A 26,235-nucleotide genomic window follows, 5' to 3' on the forward strand; every position below is an offset into this window, starting at 1 on the left:
GCCGAACTGGTTTAAGCGAGAACCGTCTGCAGCCGCTTCAACTCGCTGATCTGCGCCATCGTCGCCTGGTAACCGACGCTGATCGCCTCATCCGCGCGGTGGAATTCGGTCAAGCCGATATGGCTGAGTTTCGGTTGCAGCGACATGTCGGGCGGATCGCCCGCCAGCCTTGCGCGTGAAATCCGGTCCTGGATGATGTTAAAGGCTTCGACCATGACGCCGGTGATGCCGAGACGGCTCTGGTGCGGCTGGTGGTCGGGGCTGGCCTGGCCTGGCCGGGGCGCGTCCTTCTCGATGAGCAGTTCGCCGGCGCTGTGCTTGATGACGGCGGCGCGGCCGAACAGATCGTAGTGAAGGTTGACCGCGACGACCAGCGGCTGCTCGTAGGCGCGGCAGACCGAAACCGGAACCGGGTTGACCAGCGCGCCGTCGACCAGAATGCGGCCGTTGCAATTCACCGGTTCGAACACGCCGGGCAGCGCATAGGAAGCCCGCATCGCGGTGATCAGCGAACCGCTGGACAGCCAGATCTCATGGCCGGTGCGAATTTCGGCGCCAACGGCGACGAAGGGTTTCGTGAGATCCTCGAAGCGGATGCCTGCCATGTGCTCGCGCAGCCTGACGTCCAGTTTCATGCCGCCGAACAGGCCGCTGCCGCGCAGATTGAGATCGAGCAGGCCGAAGATGCGCCGCTTGGTCAGGCTGCGGGCGAACTCCTCGAGTTCGTCCAGCTTGCCGGCGAGATAGCAGCCGCCAACCAGCGCGCCGATCGAGGTGCCGGCGATCATCGAGACTTCGATGCCGGCTTCGTCGAGCGCGCGCAGCACGCCAATGTGCGCCCAGCCGCGTGCGCAGCCGCCGCCCAGCGCGAGCGAAATGCCTGTCTTGCCCGCGGGTTGCGGGTCAGGCACCCCGCCGGACGATGAGGGGCCATTGGCCTCCCGCACGTCCGGTCTGCTACGCAATGACGCCCACTCGAGCATCATGATCTCCCTTGTCCCGCGTCCGTTCTACAGGAAGGACGTTTGAGAATAGTGAATATGAGTGGTTTGCGACTGTTGAATGGTTCACGCGGGCTTCCGATAGGTTTTTTCCGCATCGAACAGCGGCGTGCTGCCATCGTCGGCAAGCGTTGCCTTGCCGCCGATTAGCCCCACCGTCCGATAAAAACATGAACGCCGGCCGGTGTGACAAGTTGCGTCGTGGCCCAACACTTTGACGCGCAACCATATGGCGTCCTGGTCACAATCCGTGAGCATCTCGACGACGGTCTGAAAATTGCCTGATGTTTCGCCCTTCTTCCACAGCGTGCTGCGCGAGCGCGACCAGTAGTGCGCGATGCCGGTTTCGAGCGTCAGCGCCAGCGCCTCGGCATTCATATGCGCGACCATCAGCAGCATACCGTCAGCGGCGTCGGTGACGACGACGGTGACCAGCCCGGCAGCATCGAAGCGCGGGGAAAACACCGCGCCTTCTTCGAGAGCCTTCTTGTCTGATGGAGCCTTGGGAAATGTTAGTGCCGACATCGCCGGTCCTTGATCTAGCGATGCCGGCGAGAGGCTTACGCCCCGAGGCCGCGCACCATGGTGACGAAACGGACCTGTTCCTCGGGCGTGTCCTTGAACACGCCGGTGAAGGTCGAGGTCAGCGTGGTGGAGCCCTGCTTGCGGATGCCGCGCATGGCCATGCACATATGCTCGGCCTCGATCATGACGGCGACACCGCGCGGATTGAGCACGTCCTGGATGACGCCGGCGATCTGTGCGGTCATGGCCTCCTGAGTCTGCAGGCGATGGGCGAAGATATCGACCACACGGGCGATCTTGGACAGGCCGACGACCTTGCCATCCGGGAGGTAGCCGACATGCGCCTTGCCGATGATCGGCACCATGTGGTGCTCGCAATGCGAGTGGAACTGGATGTCCCTGACGATGACGAGATCGTCATAGCCGGCGACTTCCTCGAAAGTGCGGCCGAGCTCTTCGGCCGGGCACATGTCATAGCCGTTGAACATTTCGAGAAAGGCCTTGGTGACGCGCTTGGGCGTGTCGATCAGGCCCTCGCGGTCCGGATTGTCGCCGGTCCAGCGCAACAGCGTGCGCACGGCGGCCTCGACCTCGGCTTCGCTCGGCCTGTCGGTGACCGGCTTGTCCAGATAGTCGGAAGGGGGCATTATTTTCTTGATGACGGCATCCATAAAGGCGTCTCCCGTAGTTCCTCTCTCAGGAGGAACGAGTTGAACGGACCACGACCTTTCGGGTGCTGAAAACTCGCCCGGTTTCCAGCCCGCAAGCGGCGTGAACGAAATGGGCAAGGACGATGGCTTTGCGTTGCCTTGTCGATACCCGACTGCCACCATTATATATGCTCGTACGCAGCGAATGAAAGACGGTACAACGGCAATCGCTGTTCGCTTGGCGGCGACGGATTGGAAAAATATGATTGACGACGTCTACAATGCGAAAATTCTGGGATTTGCCGGAAACATCGCCCGCGTCGGCCGGCTCGATCATCCGGATGCGACGGCCAAGGCCCATTCCAAATTGTGCGGCTCGACGGTGACCATCGACCTCAAGATGGACAATGGCGTCGTCACCGATTTCGCGCATGACGTGAAGGCCTGCGCGCTCGGCCAGGCCTCGTCCTCGATCATGGCTCAACATGTCATCGGCGCCAGCGCCGACGAATTGCGGGCGGTGCGCGACACCATGCTGAAGATGCTCAAGGAAAACGGCGCGCCGCCGCAAGGCCGCTTTGCCGATCTGAGATATCTGGAGCCGGTGCGCGACTACAAGGCGCGCCATGCCTCGACCATGCTGACCTTCGATGCGGTCGTCGATGCCATCGGTCAAATCGAGAAGAAACGCGCAGAAGAAGCAGCGTGACATAGCGCGGGCTTCGCGCAGGACATGACGGAGGAAGTGTTTGCATTGGTTGATGGTGGCTTCGGGCCTTGTGGTTTCGCTGGTCACGAGTGGCTATGCTGCCGGCGCAGAAAACGCCTCGCAGCAGAAGGCTGCCGCCTACCTCGCTGACAAGCTGGCTGGCTGCTGGATTATCCCCGTCGGCGACGAACTTGTGGCCACACGCGTCAAAATCAGCTTTAACCGGGATGGTTCGCTGGCGGCGCCGCCGAAGGTACTCAATCTTGCAACAGAACCACAGGGCAAGAAGTTCGATGACAGCGCAGTTCGGGCGATTACCCGTTGTGCGCCCTTCATTGGCCTTGCGATTTATGCCGATAGCTACCAGGCTTGGCGCGAGACGACGGTCAATTTCGACGGCCGAGTGATGTCATCCGGCGCGCAGCAGAAATAGAACCGAGGGCTTAAGAAGCACGACGGCTTAGGTCTGCTGTTCCTGCGCCCGTCTGCTTTCGGCAAATTCGCTTCTCACCCAGTCGGCAAAGGCCTTAGCCGGCTCCGGCAGGTCCTTCAAACTCCTGGCCACCAGCCAGTAGGCGCCGGATGCGACGTCGATGTCGAACGGCTTGATCAGCGCGCCGGACGCAATCTCCTCGCCGATCTGCAAGAGGTCGCCCAGCGCCACGCCGTGGCCGAGCAGGGCGGCCTGCTTCGACAGCGACACATCCGCCAGCATAGGGCCGCGCGCCGGAATGGCGTCGGCGGCGACGCCAGCCGCTTCGAACCAGCGCGCCCAGCCCTGACGATTTTCCTCGTGCAACAGCGTGTAGCGGGCAAGGTCGAGCGGCTTTTCGAGGGCAGGGCCCGATCCCAGCAAGGCCGGCGACAGGACCGGTGAATCGACGGTCGAGGCTAGCCATTCGGCCTCGCTGCGCGGCCATGAGGTGGCGCGCGCGCTGAAGCGCAAGGCGAGTTCGGGCTGATCGCTGCGGAACTCGATCGGCCTTGGGTCAACTTCGAGGGAAACGTCGATATCGGGCCGCAACTGGCTGAAGCGGTTGAGCCGCGGCAACAGCCATACCGAGGCCAGCGACGGCTCGACACTGACGCGGACCACCGACTGCGCCGGAACAGCCACCAGGTCCGAAAGCAGCCTGTCGATGTCATCGAAACTCCTGACCAGCTGATCGAGCAGGCGCTGGCCGGCCTCGGTCAACTCGACGCGGCGGTGATGACGGTGGAACAAGGGCTGGTGCAGGAACTGCTCGAGTTCGCGGATCTGCCGACTGATGGCGGCCTGCGAGACGAACAGCTCCTCGGCGGCCCGGCTAAAGCTCAATTGCCGGCCGGCTGCCTCGAAACTTCGCAACGCCGTCAGGGGCAACCGTCCGCGCTTCATTTCGCATAACCCGAAGTTATCCGAACCGGAAATTATACTCGTTTGAAGGCGAAGGCCAGCGGGCGTCTAATCCGCTCTTAGAGGAGACACGGACATGATCCAGTTTCTGGAAATCTTTGGCGATGTGATGCGGATCGCGACGTTTCAATGGCGTGGCGACAGGCAGCATCATGTGCAGCGCACCGAGCAAAGGCCGGCCACCCGCTGGGCGGCTCCAGCGGAGCGGCATCCCTTTCGCCGCTCGCGACCCTGAAGCCGACAAAGTGGCGAGTGAGTGAAGAGGATTGCGTTTGCCGGCCGAAGCTCACATCTATCGGTTTGGAAACGCAAGCTGACCCGGAAGCCGGTTTCGGGTCGCGTTCGGAAAGAGACTGCGGTGGGCGACCAGCATCGGCATGTGCATGCCGCCGGACGGACCCGGCGCGGGCGCAACTGGCCCGGTCCCTGGCGCAAAACACCCGGCCGCATTTTCGGCACGTCGCTGGTGCGCCTCTATCAACTGACGCTGTCCGGATTTGTCGGCAATTCCTGCCGGCATCTGCCGACCTGTTCCGAATACGCGCATGAGGCGATCGCCCGCCATGGTCTGTGGGCCGGCGGCTTCATGGGGCTGTTCCGCGTGCTGCGCTGCGGCCCTTTCGGTTCGCATGGCATCGATCGCGTGCCGGAGGTACTCGATCAGCGCTATGTCTGGTTCATGCCATGGCGTTATTGGCAGATCGGCAGGAAGCGCGGCGAGGCCTGACGGCGGGCGCGCTGGTCCCTGATCCAGATCGCCAGCGCGGCATTTCTTTACAATCCGGTAAGGTTAACAACGGGCTGCACAAAGACTGCGCATTTGAGTCAAAATCGAGCCAAGACACTTCGCTAAGCGCCTCCTGTCATTCCCAGGAGAGCCCACATGCGTCGGATCGAAACCCATCCCTTCATCATTGCCGCGGTCCTCTTCCTGCTGGCCTGGTTTCTGGGATTTCCGATGCGGGCGCAATCGGCGCCGCTTGGCGATTTCGCCTGCACGCTTATCCAGGACGCGGCGAGCGGCGAGACGCTCTATCAAAGCGGCGTCTGCGACCAACGCGTCAGCCCGGCGTCGACCTTCAAGGTGCCGCTGGCGCTGATCGGCTACGACAGCGGTGTCCTCAGCGACGCGCATACACCGAGCTGGGATTACAAGCCTGAGTTCAACGCCGTGAAGCGCGACCACAAGGCCGTCGACCCGACGATCTGGGAGCGCGACTCGATCGTATGGTATTCGCGCGAGATCGCGCGCCGGCTCGGCGCAAAAAGCTTTGCCCTCTACGTCTCGAAATTCGGCTACGGCAACATGGATGTCTCGGGCGATGCCGACAAGGACAACGGGCTCACGCAATCCTGGATAAATTCCTCGCTTGAGATATCGCCGGTCGAACAGACAGCCTTCCTGCGCCAGCTGCTCGCCGGCAAGATGCCGGTTTCTGCCAAGGCGCATGAGATGACCCGAGCCATCCTGCCGACTTTCCAGGCCGGCGGCTGGACGGTGCGGGGCAAAACCGGCAGCACCAGGCTGGGAAACAGCAAGGACAAGCGCGCGCTGGGCTGGTTCGTCGGCTGGGCCGAAAAGGGCGGCCGCCGGATCGTCTTCGCCCGGCTGGTCGTCGACACCAAGCCGATCGACATGCCGAAAGGCCCGGCGACACGCGCGGCGTTACTGAGGGAGTTGCCGCAACTGGTGAAGTGAACTTGCTTTAGCTTCAAGTGCTCCGGCGGGCACGAAGGATGTGGCCGCCGGAATTCCTTGTCTCCGCCTTTGGCGTCCTGGAGAAGCGGGCGGCGATGTCGCTGCTTTCCAGATCTTCGATCTCATCGAAGCCGAGCTCGCGCAGCGATTGCGCCAGTGCCGCGGGCACGAAGAAGCTGATCCAGGGCTCTCCGGCAGCGGCGACGCGCGCCGCATGGAAAGAGAGGGCAGCCTGTCCAGCCGCATCGCGGTTCTCGGCCGGCTCGCTGTAGTCGAAGACGACCTCCGAACCGGGCATGCCGGCAATCCAGGACAGGGTGCTGAAGATTGCGTCCTGGCTCAGATACGGAACGACACCCAGCCAGATGAAGAAACTGGGCTCGGTCTGCCGCAAACCGGCCGATGCCAGGCCATCCGCGGGGCGCTGGCGCTCGAAGTTGACCGGCACGAACATGGTGGCCCGCGGTTCGGCAAGACCAGCATCGGCGATGCATTTCCGTTTCCAGGCCTGTGTCGCCGGGTGATCGACTTCGAACACCGCGACATCAGGGTACGGATTGCGCAGCGAGAAAGTGTCGAGGCCGGCGCCGAGCACCACCACTTGCTGGACGCCCCGGCGCACCGCCGCAGCCAGCCAGTCCTCGGCGAGGCGGGCGCGCGCTGCCACGAACAGGCGCATGCGCCGGCTGCGCTCACCTTCCTGCTCGAGCTCCTGCACCGTCGGTGCGGCATCGCCCAGTATCGCACTCGCATATGGGTCGCGAAACAGCGCCGCCTGCTGCGAGAACTGGTGGAGGGCCCGCATGCGCGCGACGCCCAAGGCGGTTCGGCTGGATTTTGCGTCTTCCATGCCGGGGATTCCAACCTCGTGTCGGGGAAATTCGCAAGCCTGTGCGACTGGCCTGCGACATCTGTCGCGCCATTTCCTGACAGCTGCGCCAACGACGGCTCTTTACCTGATGCCGCGTGGCCTCTAAAACCCGCCCGCTGCCGGATGCCTCCGGCTTCACACCACGACCACCCGCGCTCGTTTGCGGGACTGGATAGGAGATACCCGATGCTGAATTCCGTTTCCCTGACATTTCCCGATGGCTCCGTCCGCGACTATGACGCGGCGATGACCGGTGCGGGCCTCGCCGAATCGATCTCGAAGTCGCTGGCCAAGAAGGCTGTCGCCTATGCCATCGACGGCACCGTTCGCGATCTTTCCGACCCGCTTGGCAAGTCCGGCAAGGTCGAGATCATCACCCGCAGCGATCCGCGCGCGCTGGAACTCATCCGTCATGATGCAGCACACGTGCTGGCGGAGGCCGTGCAGGAACTGTGGCCGGGAACGCAAGTGACCATCGGGCCGGTGATCGAGAACGGATTCTATTACGACTTCGCCCGCAACGAGCCGTTCACGCCTGACGATTTCCCGGTGATCGAAAAGAAGATGCGCGAGATCATTGCGCGTAACAAGCCGTTCACCAAGGAAGTCTGGTCGCGCGACAAGGCGAAAAAGGTCTTTGCCGAGAAGGGCGAGCGCTACAAGCTCGAGCTGATCGACGCCATTCCCGAAGACCAGGATCTCAAGATCTATTCCCAGGGTGACTGGTTCGACCTCTGCCGCGGCCCACACATGGCCTCCACCGGGCAGATCGGCAACGCCTTCAAGCTGATGAAGGTGGCCGGCGCCTATTGGCGTGGCGATTCGAACAACCCCATGCTGACCCGCATCTACGGCACGGCCTGGGCCGAGCAAGCTGAACTCGATGCCTACCAGACGATGCTGGAAGAGGCAGAGAAGCGCGACCACCGCAAACTCGGCCGCGAGATGGACCTGTTCCATTTCCAGGAAGAGGGGCCGGGCGTCGTCTTCTGGCACGCCAAGGGCTGGAAGATGTTCCAGAATCTGGTCAACTACATGCGCCGCCGCCTCGACGAGCAGGGCTACCAGGAGGTCAACGCACCGCAGGTTCTCGACAAGAGCCTGTGGGAGACGTCTGGCCACTGGGGCTGGTATCGCGATGCCATGTTCAAGGTGACGGTGGCCGGCGACGACACCGACGACGACCGCGTGTTCGCGCTGAAGCCGATGAATTGTCCGGGCCACGTGCAGATATTCAAGCATGGGTTGAAATCCTATCGCGATCTGCCCGTAAAGCTTGCGGAATTCGGCAATGTGCATCGTTACGAACCGTCCGGCGCCTTGCACGGGCTGATGCGCGTGCGCGGCTTCACGCAGGACGATGCGCACATCTTCTGCACCGAGGAGCAGCTGGCCGCGGAGTGCCTGCGCATCAACGATCTGATCCTGTCGACCTACGCCGATTTCGGCTTCGACGATGTCAGCGTGAAGCTGTCGACGCGGCCGGATAAGCGCGTCGGCACCGACGAGGCCTGGGATCATGCCGAGGCGATCATGGGCAACGTGCTGGATACAATCAGGACGCGCTCGGGAAACCGCATCAAGACCTCGATCAATCCGGGCGAGGGCGCTTTCTATGGGCCGAAATTCGAATATGTGCTGAAGGACGCCATCGGCCGCGAATGGCAGTGCGGCACCACGCAGGTCGACTTCAATCTGCCGGAACGCTTTGGCGCCTTCTACATAGGTTCGGATTCGGAAAAGAAGCAGCCGGTGATGGTGCATCGCGCCATCTGCGGTTCGATGGAACGCTTTCTCGGCATCCTGATCGAGCATTATTCCGGTCATTTCCCGCTGTGGTTCGCGCCGCTGCAGGTGGTTGTGGCGACGATCACCTCGGATGCTGACGACTATGCGCGAAAGGTCGTCGCACAGTTGAAGGCGGCAGGACTTTTGGCCGAACCGGATCTGCGCAACGAGAAGATCAACTACAAGGTGCGTGAGCATTCGCTGGCCAAGGTTCCTGTGATCCTCGTATGCGGCAAGCGCGAGGCGGAAGAGGAGACGGTCAACATCCGCCGGCTCGGCTCGCGCGATCAGGAATCGCTCAAGCTGGCCGACGCGCTGAAGCTGCTTTCCGACGAGGCTGTTTCGCCCGACCGAAGGCGCAGCGCGGCCTGAGCAATCAATATTTCGGAGAAATGGCGGTGGAGCGATCCACCGCCATTTTCACATGCCTGTCACGCCAACCTTGTAACGAGCCCCCATGCTCAAGCTGAAGATACGGGAAAGGCCGTTTCCCGAACTCTCCTACGCCAATGCGAGCCAGCCGGCGCTGACGCGCTGGTTCATCCATTCCATTGAAGGTCTGTCGGGGCGCGACCGGTATGCCGCGCTCTATGATTTCTGGCGCCGCCAGGTGGCGCCGACCGGCGAGCGCGTGTTCAGCCGCATGCTGGAGCTGATCGACGTCGAGGTGCGCAGCACCGATCGGTGGCCGCCGGCGGGGCTGCCGGACACGCCGCTGGTGATCGTAGCCAACCACCCGTTCGGCATTGGCGACGGCATTGCCGTGCTGTCGCTCGTCGAGCAGCTCGGGCGTCCGTTCCGCGTCATGATCCACAAGGATCTGCTGAAGATCCGCGAGATGGAACCGTACTCGCTGCCGATCGACTTTTCCGAGACCAAGGACGCGGTGAAGAACAACATGGCGGTGCGCCACGAGGCAGTGCGGCTGTTGAAAGAGGGCGTCACCATCGTCGTATTTCCGGCCGGCGGCGTCGCCACGGCGCCGAAAGGCTTTGGCCGGGCGCGCGACCTGCCGTGGAAGATGTTTCCGGCGCGCCTCGTGCAGGACGCCAAGGCGTCGGTGGTGCCGATGCATTTTTCAGGTCAGAACGGCCGGCTGTTCCATCTGGTCAGCGGTCCGATGAACATGGCCGAGCGCGAAGGAAGGCTGGCGAAATTCGTCGGCAAGGCGTCGCTGACGTTGCGCCTTTCAATGCTCATCCGCGAATTTGCGCGGCTGTCCGGCAAGGCGATCGACGTGCGCGTCGGCGATGTGCTGAGCTGGGATGAGTTGGAGCCATTGCGCGACCGCAAGACGCTGCTCGACCGTCTTCATCGCGGTGTCTTCGACCTAGCGCCCGACGCGCCGCGCGGCCGGGTCCACTTCCTGCAGCGCCGCCTGTGCAAGGCCGCCTGACGTAGCCCTGAACTACCACTTCAACTGAGCAGCCAAACCGATGCCAATGGGCGCGCCGGTCAGTCGGCGCCTTCCTCCGGATCGATCGCAGAGGCATCAGTGGCCAGCACCTCGATCTCCTGGTTCTGCCCAGCGACCACGGTGAAATCCTTCTGGTAGATGCGGTCGCGGTTCTTGGCGATGATGGTGTATTGGCCTTCGGCCAGCACCATCGAGGCGAAGGCGCCGACGGCCTCCTTGATCGGATCGCCGGATTCGTTGAGCAGCGACCAGGATGTATCGGCGATGGCCTCGCCGCCGGTCTCGCGCACCAGCTTCATGGTCTCCTCCGCCGCGCGATGCTCGACGGTGGCTTCGGTCAGCTTGCCGGCTTCGACACGGATGTCAGAACGAATAACGGCATTGACCGCGCCATAGGTGGAGACGACATGATAAACGCCGGCGTTGAGCCGCACGACGCTGTTCGGCTCGACATCGGGAATGATCAAAGCGCGGTCGCCATTGGCCTCGGCGGTGCCCTCATAAATGGAGAAGCGCAGTTTTTTCGGCGGAATACGCGCGCCGCCCGACAGCACCGCGTCGAGCTTGAGGCCGCCGGCATCGAGCACCAGGCTTTCGCGCCTGGCGTCCTTGCCGACGGTGATGCGCTTGGTGGCGCCGGCGCGTCCGTATGAGGCGTGGACCAGATAGCTGCCGGGTTCGAGCTGGAACACGGCGCTGCCGCCATGCGCGGAAGCCACCATCGGCAGCTTGCCGTCGCCGGCGGCCTCGGGCTTGAAGACGCGCCAGACGATGCCGCGCGTGATGTCGGCGCCCTTGTCGGTCAACTGCGCCGACAGCGTTATGGCACCGCCGCCACCGAGTGCCAGCGGCGTCTCGCCCTTGGGCGGTGCATAGCTCGAAATATCGGGGAGTTTCAGATTGCCGATGCCGTCGGCATTCTGCGCCATGGCCATCGAGGCCGGCGCAAACAGCGCTACGGCGAGCCAAATCAGGAAAAGGCGCGATCTCCCCTCAAACATGCCTTGCGTTGAAGCCCAAGGCGGTGGCAATTTCAAGGCTTAAGAGTCCGACCGCCTTGGCAACAGGTTCTTTCGTCCGGCGCGCCCGCGCCAATGCCCGAGCCGCCCCGATCCGCAATGGCGCGCTTCAGCTCAAAATCGAGTGCTTTAGGAGACCTGGCCCCCATGGCGTCGCCGATCATCGACTTCCTGCTGACCCGAAACTCCGCACCGATTCCTGAATTGAAGGAACCGGCGCCCAGCGATGGCGATATCGCGACCATGATCGCGGCTGCAAGCCGTGTGCCCGATCACGGCCGACTGGAGCCGTGGCGCTTCATCCTTTATCGCGGCGAGGCGCGATTCGAGATCGGCAGGAAGCTGGCGGCGCTCGCCGAACAGCGCGAAGGGCCGCTGCCGGAAAACCGCCGCAACCAGGAGCTTGCGCGGTTTTCCCGCGCGCCGCTGGTGATCGGCGTGGTGTCGGTTCCGAAGGACAATCCAAAAATCCCGCAATGGGAAATGTTCCTGTCCGGCGGCATGGCGGCGCTGAACCTGATGATTGCAGCCAATGCGCTGGGCTATGGCACCAACATGATCAGCAACTGGTATTCCGATGTGGCCGAGGGCAGGGCGATCCTGGGGTTGGCGCCGCAGGAGCGCGTCGTCGGCTTTATCCATATCGGCTCCTACCAGGGCCCGGCGCCGGAACGGCCGCGACCCGATCCGGCAAAGCTCTATGCCGATTATGAGGGGCCGTGGAACGGCTGACACCCGAAAGCGATTCCCCTTTATTTAAACACAGGCTAAGACAGCGGCTTCGGCGAGCGTTGGGGTTGGCGCATCGACCATAGGGATATTGGGGGACGCCGGCGACATGAAGAAACGAGACTCGCTGGGAACCCGGCTGCGCTACGGGTTTGACAAGAGCATGGCCGCCGGCCCTATCGCGCTGATCGGCTGGCTCGCCGTCGCTTCCCTGCTGATCATCATCGCCGCCGCGGCTTTCCTTGCGGTGACCCGCATCGCGCCGGAGGGCGGCGAACCACTGAACTTCTTCGAAGCATTCTGGGAATCGCTGATGCGCACGCTCGATTCCGGCACGATGGGCGGCGACACCGGCTGGGCCTTTCGTCTCGTCATGCTCTTTGTCACGCTCGCCGGCATCTTCGTCGTGTCGGCCCTCATCGGCGTGCTCAGCGCCGGCGTCGACAGCAAGCTCGATGAATTGCGCAAGGGCCGTTCGCGGGTGCTGGAGAGCGACCACACCATCATCCTCAACTGGTCGCCGTCGATCTTCGACGTCATCTCCGAACTCGTCATTGCCAATGCCAGCCGCCGCCATCCGCGCATTGTCGTCATGGCCAATATGGACAAGGTGGCGATGGAGGACGAGATCGCCGCCAAAGTCGGCAGACTGGGCAATACACGCATCATCTGCCGCAGCGGCGACCCGACCGACCTCTACGATCTGGCCATCGTCAACCCGCAGACCTCGCGCTCGATCATCGTGCTGTCGCCGGACGGCGACGACCCGGATTCGCAGGTGATCAAGACGGTGCTGGCGCTGGCCAACGACCCGAACCGGCGCACGGCGCCCTATAACATCGCCGCCGAGATCCGCGACGGAAAGAACGCCGAGGTCGCCCGCGTCGTCGGCGGGGCCGAGGTACAGCTTGTCCTGGCCGACCAGCTGATCTCGCGCATCGTCGTGCATTCGAGCCGGCAGTCGGGTCTCAGCGGCGTCTATTCGGAGCTGCTCGATTTCGACGGCTGCGAAATCTACACGACCGAGCAGCCTGATCTCACCGGCAAGACCTTCGGCGAGGCAGTGATGGCGTATGAGCATTGCACGCTGATCGGGCTCTGCGACCAGCAGGGGCGCGTCAATCTCAACCCGCCGTCGGAGCTGGTAATCGGCAAGGACATGCGCGCCATCATCATTGCCGAGGACGATGCCGCCATCAAGCTGGGAAGCGCCGGAGCCAAGATCGATGCCGCGGCGATTCTTCGCCATCAGCCCATCGAGGCGAAGCCGGAGCGCACGCTGATCCTTGGCTGGAACCGGCGCGGTCCGATCATAACCTATGAACTGTCGCGCTATGTCGCGCCTGGTTCGATCCTGACCATCGCCGCCGATACGCCAGGCCTCGAACAGGAAGTTGCCGGGCTGCCGGTCGTCGGCGACAATCTGTCGGTTTCCTGCCGGATCACCGACACGTCGAGCAGCACAGCACTGGCAAGCCTGGACGTGCCTTCCTACGACCACGTGCTCGTCCTCGGCTACAGCGAGACCATGGCAGCGCAGCCCGCCGATACGCGCACGCTGGTGACGCTGCTGCATTTGCGCAAAATCGCAGACGATGCCGGCACGCATATCTCGATTGTCAGCGAAATGATCGACGTGCGCAACCGCGAGTTGGCGGCGGTGACCAAGGCCGATGACTTCGTCGTCAGCAACCGGCTGGTCAGCCTGATGCTGGCGCAGGCATCGGAGAACCAGCATCTCGCAGCGATCTTCGATGACCTGCTCGACGAGGAGGGCTCCGAAATCTACATGCGTCCGGTCGGCCACTATGTCGCCATCGATCAGCCGGTGACGTTCTGGACGATCGCGGAATCGGCGCGGCTGCGCGGCGAGATCGCCATCGGACATAGGCGCGTTCGCGCTGCGCAGAGTGATGAGCGGGCTCTGGGCGGCGTCACCGTCAACCCGTTGAAGTCGCAAGCGCTGGCCTACCTGCCTGAGGACCGGGTCATCGTGCTGGCGCGGGACTAAACCCCGACTGCCTTGGCGCGAGCCAGAAGCCGTTCGGCGAGCCTGAGATGCGGCCGGTCATACATCTTGCCGTCAATGCCGACCACGCCGGGATTTCCGGCCGCCTCGAAGGCCGCGACGATGGCCTGCGAGCGTTGCACTGCCTCCGCCGATGGCGTGAAGGCGGCGTTGATGACCGGCACTTGCGCCGGATGGATCGCCATCTTGCCGGCAAAGCCGTCACGCTCGGCCTCCGTGCATTCGGCTTCGAAGGCGGCCATGTCGCGAAAGGCAGGGAAAACCGTGTCGATCGCCGCGACTTCAGCTGCGCCGGCGGCAAGGATGGTCATGGTGCGGGCAAGGCGGAAGACATCGGTGTAGCGGCCGTTGTCGTCGCGCGCAGCCTGCGCGCCGATCGCCGCCGACAGATCTTCGGCACCCCAGGTGAGGCCGGCAAGCCTGGCGCTTGCCCCGGCATAGGTCGCGGCGGCCAGCAACCCAGCAGCGGTCTCGGTAATGATCGGCAGGATCTTGATCGCGCCATCCGGCAATCCGTTTTCGGCCTCATGTACGCGGAGCTTTACGGATAGCTGCTGGACATCCTGGCCGCTGTTCGACTTCGGCAGCATGATGCCGTCGGGTTTGACCGGAACCAGGGCGGCCAGATCATCGTCGGTCAACCCGGTCGATAGGTCGTTGACTCTGATATAGATGGCGGAGCTTGTCTGCTGCCTGTTGCCGGCAATAAAGCGTGCTGCGATGTCGCGTGCCGACGGCTTGTTTTGTGGCGCCACGGAATCCTCAAGGTCGACGATGACCACGTCGGCGCCGGCGCCAAAACCCTTCTCCAGTTTCTTTTTGGAATCCCCGGGCACAAACAGCAGCGAGCGCATCAGGCCGCCTTTTTCATCATCATCGCCTGGCGCGTGCATTTGGCAACGAGCACATCGTTCTGATTGTAGGCGTGATGCTCGAACTCGACGATGCCGCGGTCCGGCTTCGATTTCGAGTCCCTGACTGAGAGCACCGTCGTTTCGACACGGATGGTGTCGCCGTGGAAGACCGGGTGCGGAAACACCGTCTCCTTCATGCCGAGATTGGCAATTGTGGTGCCGACGGTGATGTCATTGACGGAAATGCCGATCATCAGGCCGAGCGTGAACAGCGAATTGACCAGCGGTCTGCCCCATTCGCTCTTGGCGGCGAAGTCGAAGTCGATGTGCAGCGGCTGTGGGTTCAGCGTCATCACCGAGAACAGCATGTTATCGCTTTCGGTGACGGTCTTGCGCAGCGTGTGCCGAAAGACATGTCCGACGACGAACTCTTCGAGATAAAGCCCGGGCATCGTTTTTCTCCTCCGCTGCCTGACGGTTGATAGGCGCTGCCCATGCCACCCGCAAGCCAGTTAATAAACATGGTGAACCGTTCGTAAACCATTTCTGCCTAGGGTCATTCCTGGGGCCGGAAGCTTTCCGGCAAGGGGCGTAGCAGGCAGTATGGTTGTCTCGCATTTTCTCAAATGGATCTACACCGCGAGAGTTTCGGAGCGCGCCGCGGCGGCGAGCGCGCTGGCCCGCGCCTACGTCAATTCCGACCTGCCTTTCGAAGACCGTTGCGCGGCCGAAGCGGCGCTGACGCTGCTGCTCGACGACGCCTCGTCGAAGGTGCGGCTGGCTATGGCCGAAGCGCTGTCGATGAGCCATCACGCGCCGCTGCAGATCATCAGCGCGCTTGCCTCCGATCAGCCGGAAGTGGCAGCCCTGGTGCTGGCGCGCTCCCCGCTGCTGACGGACGCCGACCTGATCGACCGCGTCGCGGCCGGGCACAAGGCGACGCAAAAACTGATCGCCGACCGGCCGGTCGTTTCGATGGCGGTTGCCGCGGCGATCGCCGAGATCGGCGAACCGGAAGCGTGTGCGGCGCTGCTCGCCAATGACGGCGCCGACATAGCCTCGCTCTCCTTCCGCCGCATCGCCGAGCGGCATGGCCATATCGCTCATTTGCGCGAGGCAATGGTCACGGATGTGCGGCTGCCGGCCGACTGCCGGCACATGCTACTGGTCAAGCTCGGCGAAACGCTGAAGGCTTCGCCGCTGGTGATGGCGCTGATGGGGGCGGCCAGAGCCGAGCGCGTCACGCGCGATGCTTGCGTCAAGGCTTCGGTGCGGCTGGTCGAAGGCACGCGCGCGGAGGAACATGCGGCACTTATCGAACATCTGCGCCTGCGCGGCGACCTGACCGCAAGTTTCATCATCCGTGCCATTGCCCACGGCAAGGTCGACTTTTTCGGCTCGGCCCTGGTTGCGCTCAGCCAGCAGTCGGAGCAGCGGGTGCGGGCCTTGCTCGCAGGCGGCCAGGACGTTGCGTTGCAGGCGCTGTTCCGCGGCGCCGGCCTTGCCGCTTCCACCCATGGCATCATCCTGCGCGCGCTCAAAATCTGGCGCGAAGTCGCCAACGGCAAGCGCCTCGCTGGCGTGCAGGAGGTCAGCTGGCTGATGCTGAAGGAGCTCGGCGGTCCGGCCACCGAGGGCGATCTCGCCGGCCTGGTCAAGTCGATCCACCTCGACGCGCTGCGGGAAAACGCGCGCGGGCATGCGCTGGCGATAGCCGCGGCCTGACGCCCTAAACTCGGTCCTTGGCGAAGAAATCCGGGAAATCCTCGATCGCGGCGGCGATGATGCGCAGCGAGGCTGCGATCTGCAGCATATCCGCACCGCCGCTGCGCTCTGAAAGGCTGGCTGCATATTGCCGGGCCACAGTGACAGTTGCTGTCTGTGGATCGCCGGTTGCGCGAAAGAGCAGTTCACGCGCGAGGCCGCGCAGGAAATTGGCGATCGAGAGCGCGGTGTCGGTAGGAGTGGACGGCCTCTGCTGCGCGGCGCGCAGGCGCAGGATTTCGAGGCCGACGGTAACGGCGGCGACCCCGCCGCCCAGGATCGCATCGCCTTTCCTGCCGGCATTTTGCAAGAGCGGCATCAGCTGGTTGATGCGGTCATAGGCCAGACTCTCGAAGGCCGAACGCCGCGGCACCCGCTCATGCAGGCACAGCCGCGCCAGATCCTCGCGCATGGCGCGCACGATGCGGTTGGCCGCGCGCCATGGATCCACCGGCAGCACCACGATGAAGACGCAGATAGCCAGCAGGATGCCGACCAGCACCGACGCCGAGCCGGCGAAGAACGGGCCTGGTGCATAGGCCATCGCCTGATGCGGGCTGAGGAAGGCGAGGAAATTGATTGCAAAGGCCGTCGCCACGCCGACGGTGCGCGGATTGGCCATGCCCAGCGCCGTCGGTACCAGGATCGGCACGACAAACAGCGTGAACCAGCCGAAGCCGGGCAAAGCAGGCAGCGCGACCTGGCCAACAAGGAAGGCAAAGGGCAAAGCCAGCAGCGTACCCTTGAAGAAGCCCCAGGACACCCGCACCGGGTCAGGCCGCGCGGCGAAAAGACTGGAGACGACCGCAACGAGGATAACGGTGCCGGCCGCGTCGGACCATTTCGTCGTCAGCCAGAAGGCGGCGACCGCCAGCGTGGCAAGGGCGGCGCGTATGGCATTGCGCGAAGCCCCGGGATAATCGCGATGCACCACCAGCGCAGGCAGCTGCCTGTTGCTCCGGCTCGGGCGCGTCACCGGTGCGCGCAGGGCGTCGAGGCCGCGCAGCACCTGCTTGAAGGCTTCGGCGAAATCGGCGGCGATGGTGAGGCGCGTGATGGTGCCGACCCTGTCGTCCTGATCGGTCGAGGCATCGGGCATTTGCCGGGCCTTGCCGGCAATCGCGTCGAGCCGCGTCACCCAGGGCGACGTGTCCTCCAGCGCCTCGGGCGTGGCTGCCAGTTCGCTGACCAGCGACTGCAGTTCCGAGCGCACCGGAATGAGCGCTGCGTTTTTCGGCGCGGCGTGAGAATGCAGCGCGCGTGCCGCCGACAGCGCCGACAGAAGCTGACCGATGGTGAGGCGGACCGGATGGGCGCGGGTGGCGAAGCTCGGGGCTTCGAGCCGGGCATAGGTGCGCATCTCGGCCAGCATCTGGGCGTCCGTGATCAGCTTGCCGTGCAGGCCGGCCAGTCTCGCCGGGTCGCCGCCGGAAAAAGCGCCGCCCGCATAGGTTGCAAGGTCGAGGATGCTGCGCTTCAGCCTGGAGATGATGGCGTCAGCGGCCAGCTTGGGCAGGATCAGCCGGCTGGTCAGGCCGGCGCAGACGATGCCGAGCACGATCTCGGCGCAGCGCGCGACAGCGAGATCGACGATCACATGCGGCTGGCCGAAAGCCGGCAGCCCAATGATCATCGCGGTATAGCCGGCAAGTGCGGCGCCATAGGCTTCCGGATTGCGCAGCAGCGACGAAACCAGCGTGCACAGCCCAATCCAGACGGACAGCGCCGTGACCAGCAGCCAGGGATTGGTGCCGAAAACCGAGGTGATGCCGATCGCCGCAAGTCCACCGGCCAGCGTGCCGAGCAGCCGGTAAAAACCTTTCGCCAGCACCATGCCGGCGACCGGCTGGGCGACGATGAAGACCGTCATCATCGCCCATTGCGGGTGGTCGAGTTTTAGCGCGTAAGCAGCGAGAAGCGCGATCAGACCGGCCGAAACCGTGCGCAGGGCGAAAATCCAATCCGAGCGCGTCGGCTGCGTCAGGCCCGCCAAACTGGTTTCGAAGTAGCTCTTCAGCCGCGCCCAGATCATAAGCTGGTCTCCGTATCGGAAGCGCAGGCTAGAGCAGTTCCAGGAAAAGTGTGAAACGGTTTTCCGCCCGGAACTGCGTCAAAACGAAGAGTTGGCCAGCGCTCAGATATCCAGCACTTCCGTCGCGGCGAATTCGGCGCGTTCCTGGATGAAGCGGAAGCGGGCTTCCGGCTTGGTGCCCATCAGCGCGTCGACAGCATCCTTGGTCGCGGCCACGGCGTCGATGACATCGACCCTGAGCAGCGTGCGCTTCCTCGGGTCCATGGTGGTTTCCTTGAGCTGCGCGGCCATCATCTCGCCCAGGCCCTTGAAGCGGCCGATCTCGACCTTGGCGCGGCCGGTGAATTCGGTGCGCAACAGCTCGTCCTTGTGCGCATCGTCCCTGGCATAGGCAACCTTGCCGCCTTGCCGGATCGAATAGAGCGGCGGCACCGCCAGATAGAGATGGCCGCCATTCACCAGATTCGGCATTTCCTGGTAGAAGAAGGTGATCAGCAGCGAGGCTATGTGAGCGCCGTCGACGTCGGCGTCGGTCATGATGATCACGCGGTCGTAGCGCAAATCCTCGTCGCGGTATTTCGAGCGCGTGCCGCAGCCGAGCGCCTGAATCAGGTCCGAAATCTGCTGGTTGGCGGCTAGCTTGTCGTTGCCGGCGCTGGCGACGTTGAGGATTTTTCCGCGCAGCGGCAGCACCGCCTGGCTGGCGCGGTCGCGCGCCTGCTTGGCCGAGCCGCCGGCCGAGTCGCCTTCGACGATGAACAGTTCGGCGCCCGCGGCGGCATTCTGCGTGCAGTCGGCGAGCTTGCCGGGAAGGCGCAGCTTGCGCACCGCGCTCTTGCGCGACACTTCCTTTTCCTGGCGCCGGCGCACCCGCTCGTCGGCGCGCGCAATCACCCATTCCAGCAGCTTGGAGGCTTCCTGCGGATTGTCGGCCAGCCAGTGGTCGAAGGGATCGCGGATGGCGGTCTCGACAATGCGAATGGCTTCGATCGTTGCCAGCCTGTCCTTGGTCTGGCCGACGAATTCCGGCTCGCGAATAAACACCGACAGCATGCCTGCCGCCGAGATCATCACGTCTTCGGAGGTGACGATCGAGGCGCGCTTGTTGCCGACCAGGTCGGCATAGGCCCGAAGCCCGCGCGTCAGCACATTGCGAAAGCCGGCCTCATGCGTGCCGCCTTCGCCGGTCGGGATGGTGTTGCAGTAGGAGTTGACGAAGCCGTCACCGCCGAACCAGGTCACCGCCCATTCCAGCGAACCGTGGCCGCCCTGCTTCTCGCTCTTGCCGGCGAAGATTTCGCGGGTCACCTGGAAATCATCGCCGAGCGATGCCTTGAGATAGTCCTTCAAGCCGCCGGGGAAATGGAACTCCGCCTTGGCCGGCGTCTGGTCCTTTTCCTTGATCAGCGATGGGTCGCAGCTCCAGCGGATCTCGACGCCGCCGAACAGATAGGCTTTCGAGCGGGTCATGCGATAGAGCCGCGCCGGCTCGAAGGCGGCGCCCTTGCCGAAAATCTGCTCGTCGGGATGGAAGCGGATTTTGGTGCCGCGCCGGTTGTGCACTTCGCCGAGCTGCTCCAGCCCGCTCACCGGAACGCCGCGCGAGAACCTTTGGCGGTAAAGCTGGCGACCGCGCGCGACCTCGACTTCGAGATGGTCCGACAGCGCATTGACGACCGAGACGCCGACACCGTGCAGACCGCCGGAGGTCTCATAGACCTTGCTATCGAACTTGCCGCCCGAATGCAGCGTCGTCATGATGACTTCGAGCGCCGGTTTCTTGAATTTCGGATGCGGATCGACCGGAATGCCGCGGCCATTGTCGGTGACGGTCAGAAATCCGTCGGCCGACAGCTCGACATCGATGAAGGTGGCATGGCCGGCGACCGCCTCGTCCATCGAATTATCGATGACCTCGGCAAACAGATGGTGCATCGCCTTGTCGTCGGTGCCGCCAATATACATGCCGGGACGGCGCCGCACCGGCTCCAGCCCCTCCAGCACCTCGATGTCGGCGGCGCTATAGCCCTCGCTGCCGTCCTTGGTCGCGGCAGGACGCTTCGTGGCCTGCACCAGCGGGTCGGCCGGGCGCGAAGGTGTCCGAGCCGGTTGGGGCTGCTTTTCCAGATTGCCGAAAAGATCGTTGTTGTCGTCCATGCCTGCCATAGAATCCGGTGCCGCGAATCACCCGTCGATACTGCCACGCTTTTCGGCGCCAAGCGACGGAAGTTCCTGTTACGTTCGGGGATTAAACCCTTCTTATCCTAAAACCTTTCGATAACCAAGCCGGCGGAAATAGGTCCGTGCGGAGCGGGCGCGATTCCTGAATCTTTAACAAAGCGGCCTAGCGTCGCCTCAACAAAACAAAAGACCACGAATGTCAGGGGTTGGTTGTGAGGGGCAAGGCCATAACGATGATTGGCATCGCTGCCGTCTTCGGCGCGATTTCAATCTTTGCCGCGGATTTCTGGGTGAAAAGCCAGGCCAAGGCCGATGCCGAAGAGAAAACGGCGTCGATCCCGGCGCCCGCCGTCCCCAAGGTCGTCTTCAAGACCATCGTGGTGGCCAACGCGCCGCTGCGTTACGGCATGGAGCTTGACCGGGCGCAGCTCAGCGAAATCCCATGGTCCGAGGATTCGGTGCCGCAGGGCGCATTCACCACAGTCAATGCATTGCTCGCCGAAGGCAGCCGCGTGGTATTGTCGCCGATCGAGATCAACGAGCCGGTGCTGATCAGCAAATTGTCGGGGCCGAACGGCCGCGCGACGCTATCCAACATGATGACGCCCGGCATGCGGGCGGTGACAATCCGCACCGACGAGATCGCCGGTGTCGGCGGCTTCGTCATGCCGGGCGACCGGGTCGACGTGGTGCTGACACGCGATGCGGGCGAAATCCAGGAAGTGGCCAAGAACGCGCAGGGCGCTGCCGGATCGACCGTTACCTCCGAGATCGTCGTCTCCGACGCCAAGGTGCTGACCGTGGGGCAGGGCGCCGACGAGCGCCAGACCGCACCGCAGATCGCCAATTCCGTCACCATCGAGGTGACGACCGAAGGCGCGCAGAAAGTGGCGCTTGCCCGCACCGTCGGCACCTTGTCGCTGTCGCTCCGCTCGGCCGCAGACGGAGGGGCCGCCAAGGACGGCGTCACCACCATCTCGTCCTTCGGCGGATCGGTCGCCTCCGGCGTCCAGGCCGCTGCCGGCGCGCTGTTCACTGCCGCGACCAAGGAGCCTGAGAAGCCGAAATTCAAGACGATCATCGTGACGCGCGGCACGCAGGTCGAAGAATACCAGGTTCCTGCGCGGGACCAGCAATAACTGCCGGTGGGGACCGGGCGAGGGACGGGACAGATGTCGGGACTTCATGCATTTCAGACGACGAAAGGACTGCGCCCAATGCGGGCGCTCGCGATAGCGGCTTGCCTCGCCGCGGCCGCAATGCTCGGCCTCAGCGCGCCAGCCAAGGCCGACAACGATATCGTCCATGTCTCGTCGACAACGAATGCGTCGATCAAGGTGGCCAAGGGCAAGCCGAAGACGGTCATGACCAATGCCGCCTTCTATCAGATCGTCATCGGCGATCCGGAGATCGCCAACGTCAATCCGCTGACCGACAAATCCTTCTATGTGCTGGGCAACAATCTCGGCACCACCGGCATCGCGCTGTTCGACGAGAACAAGCAGTTGGTCGGCACCGTCGACATCGAGGTGACGCTGGACACCGACCAGCTGGCCAGCACCATTCGCGCCAGCGTGCCGGACGCCAAGATCAAGGTCGGCTCGGCCAATGGCCGCGTCGTGCTGTCGGGCGAGGCCGATGACGCGGTCGCCGCCGAGAAGGCAAGCAAGATCGCCAGCCGCTTCTCCGGCAATGAAGAAGTGATCAATTCGGTCAACATCTCGTCCTCGCAGCAGGTTCAGCTCAACGTCCGCTTCGTCGAGATCAATCGCCAGGCCGGACAGGATCTCGGCGCCAAATACAGCGCCAATTTCGCTTACGGCATTGGCGGGCGCGACGTCACCCTCGATCCTGGCACGGTGCCGGGAGCCGGCAATGGCGAGATCATCGGCCGGCTGCTGTCCAACGGCCTGTCGATCGACGTCGCCATCAAGGCGCTGGAGGAACGTGGTCTCGCCAGGCGGCTGGCCGAGCCGAACCTGATCGCCCGCTCGGGCCAGACGGCAAGCTTCCTCGCCGGCGGCGAGTTCCCGATCCCGGTCTCCGAGGACAATGGCAAGATTTCCGTCAGCTACAAGAAATACGGCGTCAGCCTCGACTTCACGCCGACGGTTCTCAAGGACGGGCTGGTGAGCCTCGACATCGCGCCGGAAGTGTCCTCGATCGACGCTTCGGCCTCCTACAATATCGGCAATATCTCGGTCCCGGGCTTTATCGTGCGCCGCGCCAAAACATCCGTCGACCTGAAGAATGGCCAGAGCTTCATGATCGCCGGCCTGCTGCAGTCACAGAACGACATTACCACATCGCGTCTACCCGGCCTCGGCAAGCTGCCGGTGCTCGGCTCGCTGTTCTCCTCCAAATCCTATCAGCGGCGCGAGACCGATCTGGTGATCATCGTCACCCCCTATCTGGTCAAGCCGGTCGATCCGTCGAAGAAGCTGCTCGAGCCGACCGACGGCACGCAGCCGGCCAGCAATGTCGACTATTTCCTCAACAACACCGAGGAAGTGAAATCGTCCGAAGCCAATCGTGCAGTGGCAATGGCCAGCGGCAGTACGCCACAGCCGGCCGCGGTCACCACCGTCGGGCATTTCCTCGACCTGCCGAAGGATTGAAGCCATGCGCGTGGAATCATGCATCGCCCTGCTGATCGCCGGCCTCGCCGGCGGCTGCACCAGCGACGACTATGTCCGCTCCGAGGGACCGACGATTGCCGCCGGCAACGCACAGGCCGCCAATACGGCCATGCAGATGGTCGATCCCTGGAAATACGGCGTCCAGAACACCAGGCTGCTGGTGCCGGCGCAGCGCAGTGAGGCGGCAGTCAACGCCGCCGACCAGGCTGCTGCTGCCAAGGCCGTGCAACCGACAGCGACAACCGATTGATTTGCCCCGGTGATTTGACCGGGAATGACCTGACAGGCTGACAAAATGGCAAGCGGCATCAAGACCAAGAAGATCCTGCTGGTGTCCAGCGACCGGACCTTTGCGCAGGATACGCGCACCGCGTTCGCGGCCTCGGAGGTGATCCAGCTTTCGACCGTCGAGAAGAACATTACCGAACTGCGCGGCGAGGTCCAGGAAGCCGATTTCGGCGCGCTCATCGTCGACATGGATGCGGCAAAGCTGGAAGAGATCGAGTCGCTGCAGCGCATCATGCGCCGGCTTGAAGGCCGCGTTCCGGTGGTCGTCGTCACCCAGGAATTCAACGCAGCCGCAGTGCGTATCCTGGTGCAGCTCCAGGTCGCCGATTTCCTGGTCAAGCCGATCACCACCGCCGATCTGGTGCGGTCGGTCGTGCGCGCGCTGCAAGGGCCGGGGCGCGAGGAAAACACCGAGTCGCAGATCTATACCTTCATGCCGGCCGCCGGCGGCGTCGGCACCACGACGCTGGCGCTGCAGACCGCCTTCCAGCTGCATCATTCGGTGACGCGCGGCGCGTCGACCTGCGTGGTCGACCTCAATTTCCAGCAAGGCGCCTGCGCCGAATATCTCGACCTCGAGCCGCGCTTCGACATCACCGAAATCGAGAACCAGCCCGAGCGCCTCGACCGTCAGCTGCTGGATGTGATGCTGTCCAAGCATGCGAGCGGGCTCTGCGTGCTGGCGGCGCCAACGCATCCGTCGGAAATGCGCTCGTTCAAGACCGATGTCGTGGTGCGCATGCTCGATCTCGTCTCGGCCTATTTCGATAACGTCGTCATCGACATGCCGCGCACCTGGTTTCCGTGGACGGAGACGGTGCTGCTCGGCTCCAACAAGCTCTACATCGTCGCCGAAATGACGGTGCCATGCCTGCGCCACACGCAGCGGCTGATCCAGGCGGTCTACGAGACGGCCGGCAAGGAAGTGAAGCCGAACGTCATCGTCAATCGTTTCGAGCAGAAGATGTTCGACAACGGCATCAAGCAGGCGGATGTCCAGGAAATCCTGGGCGAGCATTTCGTCGGCGGCATCTCCAACAATTACCGGCTTGTGCGTGAAGCGGTCGACCGCGGCGTGCCGCTGCATGAGATCGACCCGAACGCCAATGTCGTCAACGATCTGAAGAGGATCATCCTGCCGGAAGAAGCCGTGGTGACGCCGGAGAAATCGCGCTCGCTGTTCGGCATCGGCAGGGGCCTCCTGAAGAGGAAAGCCGGATGACCAGCCGCTTCTCGACCCTGCAGAACCGTGACGTCCGCGCTCTGAAGCCGGCCGAGGCGGCGCCGGTCGCGCATCACGCCGTGGTCATCCCGACGAACCGCAAGGCCTTGCCGCCGAAGCCGGAGACAACACCGGGAAAAAGCGCCAACAAGGTGCTCGATGCCCGCGTGCGCATCCACCGGCTGCTGCTCGAGGAAATCAACCTGGTCGCGCTGGAGCGCCTGCCCAAGGATGAGATGCGCCGGCAGGTGCAGGAGTTCGTGTCGGAAAAGACCCGCCAGGAGCGTATGGCGATCAACACCGTCGAACTTGAAGCGCTGGTCGATGACATCGTCGATGAGATGGTCGGCCTCGGCCCGCTGGAACCGCTGCTCAAGGACCCCGACATCAACGACATCCTGATCAACGGCCACCAGAACTGCTTCGTCGAAAAACGGGGCAAGCTGCAGCAGGTCCATATCCCGTTCAAGGACGAGGCGCACCTGTTGCGCATCGTCAACAAGATCGTCGCCGCCGTCGGCCGCCGGGTCGACGAATCGCAGCCGATGGTCGATGCCCGCATGCTCGACGGCTCGCGCTTCAACGCCGCCATTCGCCCGGTCGCCGTCGACGGGCCGCTGGTGTCGATCCGCAAGTTTTCAAAGAACAAGCTCGGCCTGCACAAGCTGGTCGAGTTCGGCGCCATCACCCAGAACATGGCCGAGGTGCTGGCGGCTGCAGTCCACGCCCGCAAAACGACCATCATCTCGGGCGGTACCGGCACCGGCAAGACGACAATGCTCAACGCATTGTCAGCCTTTATTCCGGAAGACGAACGGTTGATCACCATCGAGGACGCGGCCGAACTGCAGCTGCAGCAGCCGCATGTCGCGCGCATGGAAACGCGCCCCGCCAACATCGAAGGTCATGGCGAGCTGAAGCAGCGCGACCTGGTCAAGAACGCGCTGCGCATGCGCCCTGACCGCGTCATCCTCGGCGAGTGCCGCGGCGAGGAGGCCTTCGACATGCTGCAGGCGATGAACACCGGCCATGAAGGCTCGATGGCGACCATCCACGCCAACACGCCGCGCGACGCCATTTCGCGCCTCGAGCAGATGCTGGGCATGACCGGCATGCCGATGACGGTGCAGTCGATCCGCAGCCAGATCGCCAGCGCGCTCGACCTTATCGTCCAGCTGACGCGACTGTCGGACGGCAAGCGCAAGGTGACCAGCGTCGCCGAGGTGACCGGCATGGAAGGCGACGTCATCCAGATGCAGGAGATATTCCGCTTCGTGCGCACCGGCATGGAAGCCGACGGCAAGATCCTCGGTCACTACGAGGCGACCGGCATTCGCCCGCGTTTCCTCGAGGACCTGCGCAATATGGGCATTGAATTCCCCGGCAAATATTTCGAACCCGGCCGGCCGCAGGAGTAGCCGG

The 26,235-nt window shown here is 63.5% G+C and carries 25 protein-coding genes; 15 read left to right on the forward strand and 10 right to left on the reverse strand.

Annotated features, from left to right (window positions below; translation table 11 throughout):
• Positions 1-11: 11 nt before the first annotated feature.
• The 3 genes from NKK50_RS04030 to folE form a co-directional block, all read right to left on the reverse strand.
• Positions 12-983: a patatin family protein gene (locus NKK50_RS04030; protein ID WP_023667624.1), complete on the reverse strand. Its 972-nt coding sequence runs from the start codon at positions 981-983 to the stop codon at positions 12-14.
• An 84-nt stretch (positions 984-1,067) separates the two neighbouring features.
• A complete protein-coding gene (hisI, locus tag NKK50_RS04035; protein WP_023695458.1) occupies positions 1,068-1,526 on the reverse strand; it encodes a phosphoribosyl-AMP cyclohydrolase in 459 nt (152 codons plus the stop codon).
• 35 nt (positions 1,527-1,561) lie between these two features.
• Entirely contained in the window at positions 1,562-2,197 is a 636-nt protein-coding gene (gene folE / locus NKK50_RS04040) for a GTP cyclohydrolase I FolE (RefSeq protein WP_023667622.1), read from the reverse strand.
• Positions 2,198-2,438: 241 nt separating this feature from the next.
• Between folE and NKK50_RS04045 the strand changes: the two genes are divergently transcribed.
• Positions 2,439-2,885, forward strand: coding sequence for an iron-sulfur cluster assembly scaffold protein (locus NKK50_RS04045; protein ID WP_023691130.1), 447 nt, complete (start codon positions 2,439-2,441; stop codon positions 2,883-2,885).
• A 40-nt stretch (positions 2,886-2,925) separates the two neighbouring features.
• Positions 2,926-3,318, forward strand: a complete 393-nt coding sequence (tolA, locus tag NKK50_RS04050; RefSeq protein WP_155923149.1) for a cell envelope integrity protein TolA — start codon at positions 2,926-2,928, stop codon at positions 3,316-3,318.
• Between the two features lie 27 nt (positions 3,319-3,345).
• Here tolA and NKK50_RS04055 read toward each other — a convergent pair whose 3' ends face one another.
• Positions 3,346-4,263 carry a LysR substrate-binding domain-containing protein gene (locus tag NKK50_RS04055; RefSeq protein WP_023667619.1) on the reverse strand — a complete coding sequence of 306 codons (918 nt, stop codon included), beginning with the start codon at positions 4,261-4,263 and terminating at the stop codon, positions 3,346-3,348.
• A 94-nt stretch (positions 4,264-4,357) separates the two neighbouring features.
• On the opposite strand from NKK50_RS04055, the gene NKK50_RS04060 reads away from it, so the two are divergent.
• The 3 genes from NKK50_RS04060 to blaOXA all read left to right on the forward strand — a co-directional run bounded on the left by NKK50_RS04060 (position 4,358) and on the right by blaOXA (position 5,980).
• Complete coding sequence (locus tag NKK50_RS04060) at positions 4,358-4,516, forward strand: hypothetical protein (protein WP_023667618.1); 159 nt, start codon at positions 4,358-4,360, stop codon at positions 4,514-4,516.
• Positions 4,517-4,639: 123 nt separating this feature from the next.
• Positions 4,640-5,008, forward strand: a complete 369-nt coding sequence (gene yidD / locus NKK50_RS04065) for a membrane protein insertion efficiency factor YidD (RefSeq protein WP_023667617.1) — start codon at positions 4,640-4,642, stop codon at positions 5,006-5,008.
• Positions 5,009-5,164: 156 nt separating this feature from the next.
• A complete protein-coding gene (blaOXA, locus tag NKK50_RS04070; RefSeq protein WP_352543117.1) occupies positions 5,165-5,980 on the forward strand; it encodes a class D beta-lactamase in 816 nt (271 codons plus the stop codon).
• Positions 5,981-5,993: 13 nt separating this feature from the next.
• Here blaOXA and NKK50_RS04075 read toward each other — a convergent pair whose 3' ends face one another.
• Positions 5,994-6,830, reverse strand: coding sequence for an SAM-dependent methyltransferase (locus tag NKK50_RS04075; protein WP_023695453.1), 837 nt, complete (start codon positions 6,828-6,830; stop codon positions 5,994-5,996).
• 207 nt (positions 6,831-7,037) lie between these two features.
• Between NKK50_RS04075 and thrS the strand changes: the two genes are divergently transcribed.
• Both thrS and NKK50_RS04085 read left to right on the forward strand, forming a co-directional pair.
• A complete protein-coding gene (gene thrS / locus NKK50_RS04080) occupies positions 7,038-9,011 on the forward strand; it encodes a threonine--tRNA ligase (RefSeq protein ID WP_023667614.1) in 1,974 nt (657 codons plus the stop codon).
• Between the two features lie 85 nt (positions 9,012-9,096).
• The gene (locus tag NKK50_RS04085; protein WP_023744799.1) at positions 9,097-10,035 is read left to right on the forward strand and encodes a lysophospholipid acyltransferase family protein; all 939 of its coding nucleotides are present in this window, start codon (positions 9,097-9,099) and stop codon (positions 10,033-10,035) included.
• Between the two features lie 59 nt (positions 10,036-10,094).
• On the opposite strand, the gene NKK50_RS04090 is transcribed toward NKK50_RS04085, so the two are convergent.
• A complete protein-coding gene (locus NKK50_RS04090; RefSeq protein ID WP_023701214.1) occupies positions 10,095-11,057 on the reverse strand; it encodes an RgsD C-terminal domain-containing protein in 963 nt (320 codons plus the stop codon).
• 165 nt (positions 11,058-11,222) lie between these two features.
• Between NKK50_RS04090 and NKK50_RS04095 the strand changes: the two genes are divergently transcribed.
• Positions 11,223-11,807 (forward strand): nitroreductase family protein, encoded by a 585-nt coding sequence (locus tag NKK50_RS04095; protein WP_023701213.1) that lies wholly within the window; start codon positions 11,223-11,225, stop codon positions 11,805-11,807.
• Between the two features lie 106 nt (positions 11,808-11,913).
• Positions 11,914-13,815 (forward strand): CASTOR/POLLUX-related putative ion channel, encoded by a 1,902-nt coding sequence (locus NKK50_RS04100; protein ID WP_352543118.1) that lies wholly within the window; start codon positions 11,914-11,916, stop codon positions 13,813-13,815.
• Here the strand turns inward: NKK50_RS04100 and NKK50_RS04105 are convergent.
• Together NKK50_RS04105 and NKK50_RS04110 are read right to left on the reverse strand one after the other, a co-directional pair.
• Positions 13,812-14,687, reverse strand: a complete 876-nt coding sequence (locus NKK50_RS04105; protein WP_023701211.1) for an HpcH/HpaI aldolase/citrate lyase family protein — start codon at positions 14,685-14,687, stop codon at positions 13,812-13,814. The genes NKK50_RS04100 and NKK50_RS04105 overlap by 4 nt on opposite strands.
• A complete protein-coding gene (locus NKK50_RS04110; protein ID WP_444848965.1) occupies positions 14,687-15,199 on the reverse strand; it encodes a MaoC family dehydratase in 513 nt (170 codons plus the stop codon). Before NKK50_RS04110 ends, NKK50_RS04105 begins: the two co-directional genes overlap by 1 nt.
• A 91-nt stretch (positions 15,200-15,290) precedes the next feature.
• Here NKK50_RS04110 and NKK50_RS04115 point away from each other — a divergent pair, with 91 nt between their 5' ends.
• Positions 15,291-16,412 (forward strand): DUF2336 domain-containing protein, encoded by a 1,122-nt coding sequence (locus tag NKK50_RS04115; protein WP_023701210.1) that lies wholly within the window; start codon positions 15,291-15,293, stop codon positions 16,410-16,412.
• A gap of 4 nt (positions 16,413-16,416) precedes the next feature.
• On the opposite strand, the gene NKK50_RS04120 is transcribed toward NKK50_RS04115, so the two are convergent.
• Positions 16,417-18,483 carry an FUSC family protein gene (locus tag NKK50_RS04120; protein WP_023701209.1) on the reverse strand — a complete coding sequence of 689 codons (2,067 nt, stop codon included), beginning with the start codon at positions 18,481-18,483 and terminating at the stop codon, positions 16,417-16,419.
• Positions 18,484-18,585: 102 nt separating this feature from the next.
• Entirely contained in the window at positions 18,586-20,640 is a 2,055-nt protein-coding gene (gene parE / locus NKK50_RS04125) for a DNA topoisomerase IV subunit B (protein ID WP_023691142.1), read from the reverse strand.
• 257 nt (positions 20,641-20,897) lie between these two features.
• Between parE and cpaB the strand changes: the two genes are divergently transcribed.
• From cpaB to NKK50_RS04150, 5 genes are all read left to right on the forward strand, one after another.
• On the forward strand, positions 20,898-21,803 hold the full coding sequence (gene cpaB, locus NKK50_RS04130; protein ID WP_352543119.1) for a Flp pilus assembly protein CpaB: 906 nt from the start codon (positions 20,898-20,900) through the stop codon (positions 21,801-21,803).
• 78 nt (positions 21,804-21,881) lie between these two features.
• Positions 21,882-23,282, forward strand: a complete 1,401-nt coding sequence (locus tag NKK50_RS04135) for a type II and III secretion system protein family protein (RefSeq protein ID WP_352543120.1) — start codon at positions 21,882-21,884, stop codon at positions 23,280-23,282.
• 4 nt (positions 23,283-23,286) lie between these two features.
• A complete protein-coding gene (locus NKK50_RS04140) occupies positions 23,287-23,553 on the forward strand; it encodes a hypothetical protein (RefSeq protein ID WP_023667602.1) in 267 nt (88 codons plus the stop codon).
• 45 nt (positions 23,554-23,598) lie between these two features.
• Positions 23,599-24,813 (forward strand): CpaE/TadZ family protein, encoded by a 1,215-nt coding sequence (locus NKK50_RS04145; protein WP_023667601.1) that lies wholly within the window; start codon positions 23,599-23,601, stop codon positions 24,811-24,813.
• Positions 24,810-26,231 carry a TadA family conjugal transfer-associated ATPase gene (locus NKK50_RS04150; protein WP_023667600.1) on the forward strand — a complete coding sequence of 474 codons (1,422 nt, stop codon included), beginning with the start codon at positions 24,810-24,812 and terminating at the stop codon, positions 26,229-26,231. The genes NKK50_RS04145 and NKK50_RS04150 overlap by 4 nt, the downstream gene beginning before the upstream one ends.
• The last annotated feature ends 4 nt before the right edge of the window (positions 26,232-26,235 follow it).

It is taken from the genome of Mesorhizobium sp. M0001 (assembly GCF_040324255.1).
Taxonomy (GTDB): Bacteria; Pseudomonadota; Alphaproteobacteria; order Rhizobiales; family Rhizobiaceae; genus Mesorhizobium.

Excerpts from the sequence above, each read along its gene's own strand:
- NKK50_RS04030 (WP_023667624.1), bottom strand. The coding sequence starts at position 983 with ATGCTCGAGTGGGCGTCATTGCGTAGCAGACCGGACGTGCGGGAGGCC.
- hisI (WP_023695458.1), bottom strand. The coding sequence starts at position 1,526 with ATGTCGGCACTAACATTTCCCAAGGCTCCATCAGACAAGAAGGCTCTC.
- folE (WP_023667622.1), bottom strand. The coding sequence starts at position 2,197 with ATGGATGCCGTCATCAAGAAAATAATGCCCCCTTCCGACTATCTGGAC.
- NKK50_RS04045 (WP_023691130.1), top strand. The coding sequence starts at position 2,439 with ATGATTGACGACGTCTACAATGCGAAAATTCTGGGATTTGCCGGAAAC.
- NKK50_RS04055 (WP_023667619.1), bottom strand. The coding sequence starts at position 4,263 with ATGAAGCGCGGACGGTTGCCCCTGACGGCGTTGCGAAGTTTCGAGGCA.
- NKK50_RS04060 (WP_023667618.1), top strand. The coding sequence starts at position 4,358 with ATGATCCAGTTTCTGGAAATCTTTGGCGATGTGATGCGGATCGCGACG.
- blaOXA (WP_352543117.1), top strand. The coding sequence starts at position 5,165 with ATGCGTCGGATCGAAACCCATCCCTTCATCATTGCCGCGGTCCTCTTC.
- NKK50_RS04075 (WP_023695453.1), bottom strand. The coding sequence starts at position 6,830 with ATGGAAGACGCAAAATCCAGCCGAACCGCCTTGGGCGTCGCGCGCATG.
- thrS (WP_023667614.1), top strand. The coding sequence starts at position 7,038 with ATGCTGAATTCCGTTTCCCTGACATTTCCCGATGGCTCCGTCCGCGAC.
- NKK50_RS04085 (WP_023744799.1), top strand. The coding sequence starts at position 9,097 with ATGCTCAAGCTGAAGATACGGGAAAGGCCGTTTCCCGAACTCTCCTAC.
- NKK50_RS04090 (WP_023701214.1), bottom strand. The coding sequence starts at position 11,057 with ATGTTTGAGGGGAGATCGCGCCTTTTCCTGATTTGGCTCGCCGTAGCG.
- NKK50_RS04095 (WP_023701213.1), top strand. The coding sequence starts at position 11,223 with ATGGCGTCGCCGATCATCGACTTCCTGCTGACCCGAAACTCCGCACCG.
- NKK50_RS04100 (WP_352543118.1), top strand. The coding sequence starts at position 11,914 with ATGAAGAAACGAGACTCGCTGGGAACCCGGCTGCGCTACGGGTTTGAC.
- NKK50_RS04105 (WP_023701211.1), bottom strand. The coding sequence starts at position 14,687 with ATGCGCTCGCTGCTGTTTGTGCCCGGGGATTCCAAAAAGAAACTGGAG.
- NKK50_RS04115 (WP_023701210.1), top strand. The coding sequence starts at position 15,291 with ATGGTTGTCTCGCATTTTCTCAAATGGATCTACACCGCGAGAGTTTCG.
- NKK50_RS04120 (WP_023701209.1), bottom strand. The coding sequence starts at position 18,483 with ATGATCTGGGCGCGGCTGAAGAGCTACTTCGAAACCAGTTTGGCGGGC.
- parE (WP_023691142.1), bottom strand. The coding sequence starts at position 20,640 with ATGGACGACAACAACGATCTTTTCGGCAATCTGGAAAAGCAGCCCCAA.
- cpaB (WP_352543119.1), top strand. The coding sequence starts at position 20,898 with ATGATTGGCATCGCTGCCGTCTTCGGCGCGATTTCAATCTTTGCCGCG.
- NKK50_RS04135 (WP_352543120.1), top strand. The coding sequence starts at position 21,882 with ATGCGGGCGCTCGCGATAGCGGCTTGCCTCGCCGCGGCCGCAATGCTC.
- NKK50_RS04140 (WP_023667602.1), top strand. The coding sequence starts at position 23,287 with ATGCGCGTGGAATCATGCATCGCCCTGCTGATCGCCGGCCTCGCCGGC.
- NKK50_RS04145 (WP_023667601.1), top strand. The coding sequence starts at position 23,599 with ATGGCAAGCGGCATCAAGACCAAGAAGATCCTGCTGGTGTCCAGCGAC.
- NKK50_RS04150 (WP_023667600.1), top strand. The coding sequence starts at position 24,810 with ATGACCAGCCGCTTCTCGACCCTGCAGAACCGTGACGTCCGCGCTCTG.